Genomic DNA, 12,494 nt, shown 5'->3' on the forward strand with positions numbered 1-12,494 from the left:
ATTCCTCTTATAAATATCCATATGCAGATGCATCATCTTCTATCTTTCTCCAGTCAAAAGGCGTCTCCTGATAGACCGCATAGTTTACCCAGTTACTGAAAAAGAGGGCTGCTGATGAAGACCAACAAAGACAAGGTACCTGATTGACATCATCATCCTTAAAGTAATTTTCTGGAATATGTGGATCCAAACCTGCATCACGATCTCGGAAATACTCTTTTGCTAAGGTATCACGGTCATATTCCAAATGCCCAAAACTATAAATTTCTCGTAAATCACGACTGGCCAAAATCGAAACCCCAACCTGAGGCCCCTCTGATAAAATTTCAAGATTGGTTTTGTTTAAGACTTCTTCCTTAGAAATCTCCGTGTGCCGTGAATGAGGAGATACGTAGCTATCGTCAAAACCTCTAAAGAGAAGGTGACCCTCTTTTAGGGTGTCCTGAGGATAAATACCTGATAACTTACTGTCCATCTGGTATTTTTCTACACCATAGCGCAGATAAAGCCCCGCCTGAGCCCCCCAACAGATATGAAGTGTCGAATAGACATGGGTCTTGGACCACTCGATTACTTGACTAAATTCCTCCCAATAGTCCACTTCCTCAAATGGTAAATGCTCAACTGGAGCACCCGTGATAATCATCCCATCAAAATACTCATCCTTAACTTCTGGGAAGGTTTTATAAAAGGTCTCCATGTGTTCTGAACGAGTTGTCTTAGAACGATGGCTTTCCATATAGAGAAAATCAATATCCAGTTGCAGGGGTGTATTGGCCAAATGGCGTAACAATTGGGTTTCTGTGACCATTTTTTGTGGCATGAGATTTAAAATTAAAATCTTCAAAGGGCGGATATCTTGGTGGGCAGCACGTTGATCATCCATGACAAAGATGTTCTCTGTCCGTAAAATCTCAACAGCTGGTAATTTTTTATCAATTCGAATCGGCATAACCCTCTCCTAACTGTACTCTTTCAGGAATAATTGCATATGTTTGAAGCCAAATCTCAAACACTTAGTCCTTTTATTATACTGCAAGAAGATATAGTTTTCAATTATAGTTTTTCTCTAACTAGCTATAGTCTGTTTTTATATCCTAATGTAGAGAAAACAGCCCTAGGGACTGTTTTTCATTAATAATGCATAAGAACCTTGTAATCGTAGTCACCGATTTTTTCACGACCGTTCAATTCATCCAATTCAACAAGGAAGGCACAACCTGCTACAACACCACCAAGTTTTTCAATCATCTCGATAGTTGCCTTAACAGTTCCACCTGTTGCCAAGAGGTCATCTACGATAAGAACACGTTGACCTGGCTTAATAGCGTCAGCATGCATAGTCAAGGTATCAACACCGTACTCTTTTTCATAGTCAGCAGAAATAACTTCACGTGGCAATTTACCTGGTTTACGAACAGGTGCAAAACCAATTCCCAACTCAAAGGCAACTGGACAGCCCACGATAAATCCACGAGCCTCAGGACCTACAATCATGTCAATTTTCTTGTCAGTCGCATACTGAACGATTTCACGAACAGCGTAGCTATAAGCATTCCCATCAGCCATCAAAGGACTGATATCACGGAAGGTAATCCCTTCCTTTGGATAATTTTCAATTGTTGCAATGTAATCTTTTAAATTCATCTTTTTCTTTCTTTCAAAGTTTTTTACTCTCTATTATAGCATATTTTTTAAGAAAGAAAAAAGGAAAAGTTAACTTCAATAATTATCTAACGATTTGACGATTTATGACTAGCCATAGCAATAAAGCCCAAGTTCTGTTTATTCTTAGCAAACATTTTATACATAATAAAAACTGCTTTCTATTCTCCTTTTTACAAGCATTTACACAAATTTTCAAAGTTCCTAGCCAACCTTCGTCATAAATCATACCTGATAATTTCATTAATGTCATTTCACCAGTCAATACTTTCACATCACAATAACCTGATTCTATCATCACCTCTTCCCAACCATCTTGAGTTAAAGGACCTACATTTACATGAATTACTTGTGACAATTCCTGTCTGACAGACTCTTTAGCTTCCTTAAGAAGCACATCATGTGTCAAGAGAAGACCTTCAGGTTTTAAAACTCTTAGATATTCCATTACACATTTTTTCTTAGCTTGATCGGCTTGCATAGTCAGCATAGCTTCATTTATAACAATATCAAAACTAGCATCTTCATAAGGAAGTTTCATTGCATTCGCTCTTTCAAAACTGATTAAATGAGCAACACCTGCCGTTTCAGCAGATTTTTTAGCCACTTCTAAAGCTTGAGCATCCATATCAACAGCAGTTATCTTACAACCAAAACGCTGTGCCAACTCAATTGCTGTAGTTCCCCTATTACACGCAACCTCTAGTATTCTCTTTTCTTTTGAAAATCCTCCTTCTGCAATTAACCAATCTGTGGCACGTTTTCCACCTGGACGTAAGCGTTTTTTCCCCAGTTTTGCTAAAAACTTATGACCTGCTTCTGACATTTGAACACCTCTGTTTTTTTCTTCATTATAACATAAAATGATATTGTCTAACAATTCTAATCTATTTTTTGATAAACTAGAATCAAAAGCATACAAGCACCATGACTATAGCATAAATTTATTATTACCTCTCTAGTTCGAATTCAACTTCTCCCATCATTTACACATTCAGGTTACGACTATTTTTGTACTTTGGAATTGCTCTCATCTTCATCCGCTATACGAACCTCCACCTTCCTGTTCGTAGAGCCACGATTTCGCTATCCCTTCCTCTGACGGTTCTAATTTCCAACGTCAGACTTAAAACGGTCTATCCCCAGACCGTTTTAATCCGCTACCTCACAATAGTCAGGCTTGGGAATCGCTATTGGGTTCACCGGTAGCAGGTGCCCACCGAGGACTTACACCTCAGATGTACGACATGCCCGTCGTACGCCAAAAAAACGAGCACTTTCGTACTCGTTCTCTGATATAAACTACTGATTAAAGTGAGTTTACGTCAACTTTGATACCAACACCTTGAGTAGTTGTGATAGTCAAGTTTGTTACGTAAGTTCCTTTAGCTGTAGCTGGTTTTGCTTTTTGGATTGTTTCGTTGAAAGCTTTGAAGTTTTCAACCAATTTTTCAGCTTCAAATGATACTTTACCGATGATAGCTTGAACGTTACCTGCACGGTCAGCACGGTAAGTGATTTTACCACCTTTAGACTCTTCAACTGCTTTAGCAACATCCATTGTCACAGTACCAGTTTTAGGGTTTGGCATCAAGTTACGTGGTCCAAGGACACGTCCAAGACGTCCAACAAGAGCCATCATGTCAGGTGTAGCGATAACTACGTCGAAGTCCAACCAACCGTCGTTGATTTTAGCAACAAGGTCATCTTCACCAACAAAGTCTGCACCAGCAGCTTTTGCTTCTTCAGCTTTTGCACCACGTGCGAAAACAAGAACGCGTGAAGTTTTACCAGTACCGTTTGGCAATACCATTGCTCCACGGATTTGTTGATCAGCTTTTTTAACGTCGATGTTCAAGTTGTAAGCAACTTCTACAGTTGCGTCAAATTTTGCAAAGTTAGTTTCTTTTGCAAGTGCCACAGCTTCTTCTACGCTGTATGCTTTTGTGCTGTCGATTTTCTCAAGAGCAGCACGAAGTTGTTTGCTTTTTTTAGCCATTTTCTATTCTCCTTGTAAGTGGTTCAATCGATTTTCATCTCCCACGTCACTCCTCGAAATGATGAAGTCTTGCGGGTTATCAGTCTATTATTTTTCTTTTCCTACGTCGTTAAGTTCCCTTGCTGTACCCAAGTACAAGCATCAGTCACTTGCCTAGTATGAAAAGCAACTAATAGACTGCTGTGAGATTTTCTACTGTGTTATTGATTAGTCAACAACAGTGAATCCCATAGAACGAGCAGTACCTTCGATCATACGCATTGCAGACTCTACGTTTGCTGCGTTCAAATCTGGCATCTTAGTTTCTGCAATTTCTTGTACTTGCGCACGAGTAACTGTAGCAACTTTAGTTTTGTTAGGTGTACCTGATCCTTTTTCAACACCTGCAGCTTTTTTCAAAAGAACAGCAGCTGGTGGTGTTTTAGTGATGAAAGTAAATGATTTATCTTCGTAAACTGAGATAACAACTGGAATAATCATACCAGCTTGGTCAGCTGTACGAGCGTTGAACTCTTTTGTGAATCCCATGATGTTGATACCAGCTTGACCAAGAGCAGGTCCAACCGGTGGAGCTGGTGTAGCTTTACCAGCAGGGATTTGCAATTTTACAAGTTTTTCGACTTTTTTAGCCATTTTTAAATCCTCCTTTGTGGTTTTGGCGGTAATTAAAGATTTTTACCTCCCACAAGTATGCTTTTCACATACCCATCTATTATACACTATTTATCTGAAATTGCAAGAGAAAAGTTTATTTTTTAATCGACGTAATCTCCGCCTTCAAATCCATAGTATTCTTCCAAACTGAGACCACTCTCAGCAATTTCTTTAGCTTCTTTTCCGACATAACGAAGGTGCCATTCCTCAGCCATATAGCCTGTTTCCTTTTCCTTGCCTTTGAGATAACGGACAACAAAACCATAATCAGCCGCATGATCCAAGAGCCATTGGGCCGCTTTTTCTTCTGTCACCAAATCACCATTTGTCCCAATCACATCAAAAGCCAAGCCTGTCTGGTGCTCGCTATAGCCAGGACGGGCAGAATAACGGTCGGCAGCTTCTTTCCCATCTTGATTGACATAATCTTGATAGAGCTTGGTCTGAGTTGCATAACTTCTAAAGCCACTGTAATGGTCGCTAATGGGGAAACCTGCCTCTTGCATAGCTTTGATGAGTTTGACCAACTCTGCCTTGGCTGTTGGATTTTCCCCTGGATTATAGTCTTTAGACAAAGGATAATGTTTATTTACTACGATGATTTCATCGTATTTCCCTTGGATGCTGTAGTAGTCTCCTTTGTTAACCACTTCTACTTTTTTCTGGGCAGCTCCCTGAGATTTACTGCCGACTGCTCCATCAGCTTTGGCTGTTTGTTCTGTCTTAGTTGCGCCATCTTCATTTTTTGTTTTTTCTTGTGAACAAGCTGCTAGACTCAAGGCTAGCAAGGCTGTCAAGACTAGGTATCTTTTTTTCATCTTTACTCCTTTATTTCTAATAGTTTATCTACTTCTGACGATAAACGTTTGACTAATCTTTTAATCTCATCCGTTTTTGCTTGGTAGGGTTCTGCTGTCATTTCTTCAAAGGGGACCCACCAGACTGGTCCACGTCCATTGAGACCGTGACCATTCATATCACCTGTTCGTCTAGGAAACAGATGCCAGTGAAGATGGGCATCGCCATTTCCTAGCAGTTCGATATTCATTTTCTCAGCAGCAAAGGCCTTGGCAACTGCCTCTTGGACTAAACTCATTTCTTCTAGAAAACGGAGTCTTGTCTCCTTTTTCAAATGGTGCAATTCGCTGACATGCTCCTTGGCTAGAAAGAGACTATAGCCTTCAAAATACTGGTGGTCTCCAATCACAAGATAGCCTGTTTCCAACTCTTTGACAAAATAGGCATTTTCTCCCTTCTTGATGAGCTCAATTCTCTGGCAAATCAGGCACATATTAGTCTACCAAACTACTCTTAAGATAGGCATCGACCATACGCTCTGTTGCAACCACCGAGTCAATATGAGTACGCTCATAAGAATGGCTAGACTCGATACCAGCACCTAGAAGAGCATGTTTGACTTCTGCACCTGCAGACATAGCCGCTGAAGCGTCCGAACCATAAAACGGATAAATATCCAGCTTGAATGGAATATCTTGGTTTTTAGCCAAGGTCACCAAATGTTGACGGAAGTCATAGTGATAAGGACCTGAAGCATCCTTGACACAGATGGACACTGTGTACTCATCTGTTTGCTGATCATCCCCCATAGCTCCCATATCCACAGCTAGATATTCTACTACCTGAGCAGGGATATTAGAGTTTGCACCGTGTCCCACTTCTTCAAAGACTGAAAAAGCAAAATGGGTTGTTACTGGCAACTCAATCTTCTCTTCCTTATAAATACGAAGCAGGTTAAGCAAAATCGCTGCGCTGACCTTGTCATCCAAATGACGAGACTTGATAAAACCTGTCTCTGTCACGACAGTTCGTGGGTCAAAGCTGATAAAATCACCGACCTCAATCCCCAAGGCACGAGTTTCTTTTTCATTGGTCACTTTTGCATCCAAACGCACTTCCATATTGTCCTGCGTGCGTTCTACAGTTCCTGCATCCTTGTAGACATGGCAAGAAGTTTGGTGGATAAGGATGGTACCTGATACCTTTTGACCTGTGCTAGCCACATGAACGGTACAGTTTTCTCCTTCAATCATGTTCCAAGGAAAACCACCGATACGGTCCATTTTGAGACGGCCGTCTGGTTTGACAGCACGGACAATAGCACCAAGCGTATCTACATGGGCAGTCACATAGCGATGCTCTTCATCATTTTGACCTTTGATGGTCACATTGACACCGCCCTTGGCTGTGCGAACCGGCTGGTAACCAAAAGCTTCTAGAGTCTTGACTAAATAGTCTGAAATCTCACGAGTGAAGCCAGTTGGCGATGCGATGGCTGTCAGTTCTTTGATATATTCTACTGTTTGATTCATTTCTTCACCTCTTTTGCTACCTATTATAACACATTTATCATCGGATAAAAAAAGAAAATCACTCCTGTAGACTTGGCTACAAAAGTGATTTCAGTGATTATTCCATTTCAAAAACATCGCTTTCTTGCTTGTTTGGTAGAACCAATGAGAGCAAGATTCCGACAACGGCTGGTACCAACCATGGGAGTGATGCCTTGGCAAAAGGAAGAGCATTGACAAAGTTTGCAAGAAACTCAACCTTAAATGAGCTTCCTAGTACGCTTGCAATGGCAATAGCTGTAACAACAGCAATTGTCAACTGCATACCTGGTTTTGAAAGGGCCACAAATTTGTTGACAATGACAATCATAACGATAGCAATCGTGATTGGGTACAAGATAACCAGTACTGGAATTGAGTACTTGATAATCGCATCAAGACCCAAATTGGCAATGGCAAATCCAATCAAGGTAAAGGCTGTCGCATAAACCTTGTAACTGATTTGCGGGAAGCGCTCATTAAAGAACTCAGCTGTAGACACAATCAAACCAACTGTTGTTGTGAAGCAGGTTACGGTAACCATAGCTGCAAGGAAGAGTTGAGCTGTTGAACCAAAAATTTCTTGAGTAGCTTGTGACAAGATGTAAACACCTGGTGTTCCACCCTTCATCGCTTCAGCTGGTACCGGGAAATGATTTCCAAGGAAACCTAAACCGATGTAAAGAGCGCTGAAGGCAAGGGCAACAACGATACCAACCACCCAAATAGTTGAAATGTATTCTTTCTTACTTGAAAATCCAAGTTGTTTCAAGGTTTGAACTGCGATTACGCTAAAGGCAACTGAGGCAAGGGCGTCCAAAGTATTATAACCTTCTAGGAAACCCGTACCAAAAGCAGAAGCTTGATAAGCAGCTGAAGCGGCTTGAGGACTTGTTCCACCGTATTTGAAAGCTCCCAGAACAACCAAGATAACGATCAAAATCGCAAAGACTGGTGTTAAAATACGGCCGATACGGTCTAAGATTTTTGATGGATTAAGCGAAATCAAATAGGCTGCTGCAAAATACAGAACTGTAAAGACAATCAAACCAAGACCTTTATTTGCATCCGACAAAAGGGGGCTTATCCCTACTTCGTAAGCTGTTGTAGCAGTACGTGGGATAGCAAAGAATGGACCGATTGACAAGTAAAGAACTGAGAGGTAAAGAGTCGCAAACCAAGGCGCTATCTTTGTTGAAATCTCGTAGATATATCCTTTAGGATTTAACGTTCCAATAATAAGAGTCAAGACGGCGATACCAACGCCTGAAAAGACAAAACCTGCGATGGCAGGAAGAAAATGTTCTCCAGATAGAGCACCTAGAGAAGGCGGAAAAATCAAGTTCCCCGCACCAAAAAATATTCCAAACAGGAGCAAACCTGTTAGGGCACCTTTTTTAGCCATGAAAATCTCCTTCATATTTATAAAATACTGACCTAGTATATCATGAATAGGAGTATGAAAAAAGCTTCACGAAGTAAATATTGAATGTTTTCAAGATTCTTAAAAATGAGAATTATCTAAAAATAAAATCCCCTACCCAGTCCACACCAAGTAGGAGAAAATTCTAATGTTTAGAGTTCTTCAAAGGCAGTCATACCACCTTGAACATTGATAACCTCATAGCCTTGTTCAGCTAAAAATTGACAAGCACGCGCTGATCTCATCCCAGATTTGCAAATGACATAATGTAACTGGTCCTTATCCAACTGATCATAGGTATCAGCCAATTGACTAAGTGGCAGGTTGTAGGCGCCTTCTAAATGAAGAGCTTCAAACTCATCCACTTCTCTCACGTCCACTAAAGAAAGTCGGTCGTTTTGGTAAAGCTGGTAAAATGCGTCAAAGGTTATTTCTTTCATTCTTTTTCTCCTAATACTCTTCGAAAATCTCTTCAAACCACGTCAGCGTCGCCTTATCGTAGGTATGGTTACTAACTTCGTCAGTTTTATCCACAACCTCAAAACAGTGTTTTGAGCTGACTTCGTCAGTTTTATCTGCAACCTCAAAGCTGTACTTTGAGCAGCCTGCGGCTAGCTTCCTAGTTTGCTCTTTGATTTTCATTGACTATAAAATGGTTTTAATTCTTTTTTTCAAGTCTGGCACTACTTCTGCCTCAAACCAAGGATTTTTGGCCATCCAGATTTGATTTCGCGGTGAGGGGTGAACTAGTGGAAAATAGGTTGGTAAGTAGTTCTGGTAATGTTTTACCCGTTCTGTCACCTTGCCACTGATTTTCTCCTGTAAATAGTAGGCTTGGGCATACTGGCCAATCAAGAGGGTCAATTGAATATCTGGTAATTCTTGCAAGAGTTGCGGATGCCATTTTTCGGCAAAGCCAGTTCTCGGTGGCAGGTCACCTGACTTGCCATGCCCCGGAAAGTAGAAATCCATGGGCAAAACTGAGAAATAGCCTGAATTGTAAAAGGTATCTTCATCCACACCTAGCCAGTCACGCAAGCGGTCACCACTCTTATCCTTCCAATAAAGGCCTGCTTCTTGTGTTTTAAGTCCCGGTGCCTGACCGATGATATTGATGCGAGCAGTCTTTGGCGCTGCAAAGAGAGGTTCTATTCCACGTTCGGTATAGCTGGCATTCTGCGAATCCGCCATGATAGCCTGCTTGATTTTTTCAATTTGAGACATCTACTTTCCCTCCAAAAAGAAGTCTAAGCATAAAATCTCAGACTTCTATCGTTTTATTTGATCAATTCATAAATAGCTTCGGCATAGATTGCTGCTGCTCGGAAAAGATCGTCCAAGGCGATAAATTCATTGGCTTGGTGCATGGTGTCAATTGAGTCTGGGAACATGGCTCCGTAGGCAACACCACGTTCGAGCAAGCGACCAAAGGTTCCACCACCGATGACTTGCTCGTGACCTTTAAGACCAGTTTGTTTTTCATAAACATTCAACAAGGTTTGCACAAGTGGATCTTCCATTGGTACATAGTGAGGGGTGTGACCGTGTTCAGAAAGGCTAACAGAAGCAACTGGCAAGTTTTCAAGGATTGACTTGATTTGCTCTGGACTTGTTCCTTTTGGATAACGGATATTGAGGGCAATGGTATTGTCAGCACTTGCTTCATCAAAGCGGAAGACACCCGCATTCATAGAAAGAGCACCCATCTTTTCATCCACATGGGCAATCTTGAGATTTTCCCCCTCGTGGTCGTTCAAAAGAATTTTTCCAGCGATGTCTAGGTAGTCTTTGGCTGGACCAGCAAAGTCAAACTGGCTAAGGAAGAGAGCTAGGTAAGTCGCACCATTGACACCTGAAGCAGGCATAGCACCATGGGCTGATTTACCAATGATCGTCACCTTGTATTGACCGTTTTCTTCTTGGAGTTCTCCTCTAAGTTTGTGTTCTGCAACAAAGGCATCTAGTTTAGCTTGCAAGTCAGCCAAGTCGCCTGAAACAACTGCTGTTGCTGATTCAGGCACCATATTTTCACGCAAACCACCTGTGAAGCTATGAAGACGGGCAGCACCTGCATTTTCACCTGCAAAGTGGAGGTATTCTGTGATGTTTCCTTTTTCACCATTGATGATTGGGAATTCAGCGTCTGGAGAGAAACCAAAATCTGGTTTGGCAAGTTCTACGTGCTCGAAGTAGTAGTCCATATCTGCCCAGCCTGATTCTTCATCAGTTCCGACAATGAAGCGAACTTTCTTAGAAGTTGGAAGACCCAATTCTTTGATAATTTTCAAGCCATAGTAACAAGCTGTTGTAGGTCCCTTATCATCAGAAGCTCCACGCGCATAAAGGCGACCATCTTTAATAGTTGGTGTGTAAGGATCTGTGTCCCAACCACTACCAGCAGGCACCACGTCCATGTGGGCAAAGATTCCGAGAACTTCTTCTCCATCACCAAATTCAAAATGTCCTGCGTAGTTGTCAACATTTTTAGTTGGATAACCATCACGATCTGCGATTTCAAGAAATTTTTCCAAGGCTTTTACCGGCCCAGGTCCAAATGGATGCTCAGCATCAACCTTGCTGTCATCACGTTCAGAGTTGATTTCTAAAAGGCTAAACAAGTCAGCCAAGAGGTCTTCTTTGCGTTTTTCTACTTCTGCTGTAAAATCAATTGTTGTCATATTATCTTCCTTCTATCTTTTCTCGATGATTTCATCTACTGGCAAGCGGTAACTTGGTTCCAATTTCTCGTCTGTATAACCCACTGTAATCAAGAGTTCTGGGCGGAAGCGGTCTTCGATATCCAAAACTTCGTTGACTTTTGATTTGTCAAAACCAAGAATCAGATTTGATCCGATTCCTTGGTCTGTAAGAGCCAGAACCAAGTTCATAGCAACCAAACCTGCATTGAGGGCTAGGTAGTCGCTGACTTGTTGTTCATTGTAACGGGCAAATTCTTCATAAAATATTGAAGTTGTTCTTCTGAGAAATTGTTAGCACCACCAACACGAGCAATCTTACGAGCGCGTTTAGCCAAATCTGTGTCTGTAAACAGGGCAATGGTTACAGGCGCTGATGATACCTGTTCAAAGTTTGAACCGTAAGCCAATTTTGCTAGTTCGGCATTTTTCTCACGTACCACTACAAATTTCCAAGGCTGGCTGTTGTGGGCACTTGGGGCCAAGGTTGCAATTTCGATAGCCGTACGCACATCTTTGGGATCCACTGGCTTATCAGTGAAATGCTTGGTCGCATGACGTTTTTTATTTAATTCAAGAAATTTCATAATCGATTTCCTTTTCTAATTCTACTGCTTCCATTTTACCATATTTTGAAAGAGCTTGCAGGGATTTTTCATGATTAAGTTTTTTTATCACAACCATAAAAAATATATACTGGTTCATCAGGAAAGTTTCTGATAAACTAGCAAGTACTTTACATTTGAATGGAGATATTATGAAAAAATTCAGCCTATTACTAGCCATCATCCCCTTTTTAGTTGCCTGTGGGAATCAATCCACACCCAAAGAGACTAATTCTCAAAAGGCAATCGTCGTTGCTACAGCTGGCGACGTGCCACCATTTGACTACGAAGATAAGGGAAATTTGACAGGCTTCGATATAGAAGTTCTAAAAGCAGTGGATGAAAAACTCAGTGACTACGAGATTCAATTCCAAAGAACTGCCTGGGAGAGTATCTTTCCAGGACTTGATTCTGGTCACTATCAGGCTGCGGCCAACAACCTGAGTTACACAGAAGATCGTGCTGAAAAATACCTCTACTCACTTCCAATTTCGAACAACCCCCTCGTCCTCGTCAGCAACAAGAAAAATCCTTTGACTTCACTTGACCAAATTGCTGGTAAAACAACGCAAGAAGATACCGGAACTTCAAACGCTCAATTCATCAATAACTGGAATCAGAAACACACTGACAATCCTGCTACCATCGATTTTTCTGGCGAGGATATTGGTAAACGAATCCTAGACCTCTCTAACGGTGAATTTGATTTCCTCGTTTTTGACAAGGTATCCGTTCAAAAGATTATCAAGGACCGTGGTTTGGACCTTTCTCTTGTTGACTTGCCTTCTGCTGATAGTCCCAGCAACTATATCATTTTCTCAAGCGACCAGAAAGAGTTTAAAGAGCAATTTGATAAAGCACTCAAAGAACTCTATCAAGATGGAACACTTGAAAAACTCAGCAATACCTATCTAGGTGGCTCTTACCTTCCAGATAAATCTCAATTACAATAATACTCTTCGAAAATCTCTTCAAACCACGTCAGCTCTATCTGCAACCTCAAAACAGTGTTTTGAGCAGCCTACGGCTAGCTTCCTAGTTTGCTCTTTGATTTTCATTGAGTATAAGATATATTAAAAGCGATTGGGCCAGCCAATCGTTTTT

At 41.2% G+C, this 12,494-nt stretch carries 13 protein-coding genes and 2 pseudogenes; 1 reads left to right on the forward strand and 14 read right to left on the reverse strand.

Annotated elements, in window-relative coordinates; all coding sequences use genetic code 11:
• Positions 1-7: 7 nt before the first annotated feature.
• From metA to O3636_RS02960, 14 genes and pseudogenes are all read right to left on the reverse strand, one after another.
• Positions 8-952 (reverse strand): homoserine O-succinyltransferase, encoded by a 945-nt coding sequence (gene metA, locus O3636_RS02895; protein WP_261079226.1) that lies wholly within the window; start codon positions 950-952, stop codon positions 8-10.
• Positions 953-1,134: 182 nt separating this feature from the next.
• The gene (locus tag O3636_RS02900) at positions 1,135-1,647 is read right to left on the reverse strand and encodes an adenine phosphoribosyltransferase (protein ID WP_001049318.1); all 513 of its coding nucleotides are present in this window, start codon (positions 1,645-1,647) and stop codon (positions 1,135-1,137) included.
• Between the two features lie 86 nt (positions 1,648-1,733).
• A pseudogene (locus tag O3636_RS02905) lies at positions 1,734-2,491 on the reverse strand (class I SAM-dependent methyltransferase).
• Positions 2,492-2,974: 483 nt separating this feature from the next.
• Complete coding sequence (gene rplA, locus O3636_RS02910) at positions 2,975-3,664, reverse strand: 50S ribosomal protein L1 (RefSeq protein WP_001085675.1); 690 nt, start codon at positions 3,662-3,664, stop codon at positions 2,975-2,977.
• A 207-nt stretch (positions 3,665-3,871) separates the two neighbouring features.
• Positions 3,872-4,297 carry a 50S ribosomal protein L11 gene (gene rplK, locus O3636_RS02915; RefSeq protein WP_001085807.1) on the reverse strand — a complete coding sequence of 142 codons (426 nt, stop codon included), beginning with the start codon at positions 4,295-4,297 and terminating at the stop codon, positions 3,872-3,874.
• Between the two features lie 122 nt (positions 4,298-4,419).
• Positions 4,420-5,136 carry an LD-carboxypeptidase LdcB/DacB gene (gene ldcB / locus O3636_RS02920; RefSeq protein WP_371641618.1) on the reverse strand — a complete coding sequence of 239 codons (717 nt, stop codon included), beginning with the start codon at positions 5,134-5,136 and terminating at the stop codon, positions 4,420-4,422.
• Positions 5,137-5,138: 2 nt separating this feature from the next.
• On the reverse strand, positions 5,139-5,609 hold the full coding sequence (locus O3636_RS02925; RefSeq protein ID WP_371641620.1) for an HIT family protein: 471 nt from the start codon (positions 5,607-5,609) through the stop codon (positions 5,139-5,141).
• Position 5,610: 1 nt separating this feature from the next.
• Complete coding sequence (locus tag O3636_RS02930; protein ID WP_371641622.1) at positions 5,611-6,648, reverse strand: M42 family metallopeptidase; 1,038 nt, start codon at positions 6,646-6,648, stop codon at positions 5,611-5,613.
• 97 nt (positions 6,649-6,745) lie between these two features.
• Complete coding sequence (gene brnQ / locus O3636_RS02935) at positions 6,746-8,071, reverse strand: branched-chain amino acid transport system II carrier protein (RefSeq protein WP_371641624.1); 1,326 nt, start codon at positions 8,069-8,071, stop codon at positions 6,746-6,748.
• Between the two features lie 170 nt (positions 8,072-8,241).
• Positions 8,242-8,529: a rhodanese-like domain-containing protein gene (locus O3636_RS02940; protein WP_371641625.1), complete on the reverse strand. Its 288-nt coding sequence runs from the start codon at positions 8,527-8,529 to the stop codon at positions 8,242-8,244.
• A gap of 10 nt (positions 8,530-8,539) precedes the next feature.
• Positions 8,540-8,731, reverse strand: a complete 192-nt coding sequence (locus O3636_RS02945; protein WP_371641627.1) for a hypothetical protein — start codon at positions 8,729-8,731, stop codon at positions 8,540-8,542.
• A 3-nt stretch (positions 8,732-8,734) separates the two neighbouring features.
• Positions 8,735-9,313: a uracil-DNA glycosylase family protein gene (locus tag O3636_RS02950; protein WP_371641629.1), complete on the reverse strand. Its 579-nt coding sequence runs from the start codon at positions 9,311-9,313 to the stop codon at positions 8,735-8,737.
• 53 nt (positions 9,314-9,366) lie between these two features.
• Positions 9,367-10,767: a dipeptidase PepV gene (gene pepV / locus O3636_RS02955; RefSeq protein ID WP_371641631.1), complete on the reverse strand. Its 1,401-nt coding sequence runs from the start codon at positions 10,765-10,767 to the stop codon at positions 9,367-9,369.
• 12 nt (positions 10,768-10,779) lie between these two features.
• Positions 10,780-11,372: pseudogene (locus tag O3636_RS02960) on the reverse strand (nitroreductase family protein).
• A 170-nt stretch (positions 11,373-11,542) separates the two neighbouring features.
• Between O3636_RS02960 and O3636_RS02965 the strand changes: the two are divergent.
• Positions 11,543-12,343 carry an amino acid ABC transporter substrate-binding protein gene (locus tag O3636_RS02965; RefSeq protein WP_371641633.1) on the forward strand — a complete coding sequence of 267 codons (801 nt, stop codon included), beginning with the start codon at positions 11,543-11,545 and terminating at the stop codon, positions 12,341-12,343.
• Positions 12,344-12,494 lie beyond the last annotated feature (151 nt).

The sequence above is a fragment of the Streptococcus sp. 27098_8_76 genome, from assembly GCF_041432315.1.
Lineage (GTDB): Bacteria > Bacillota > Bacilli > Lactobacillales > Streptococcaceae > Streptococcus.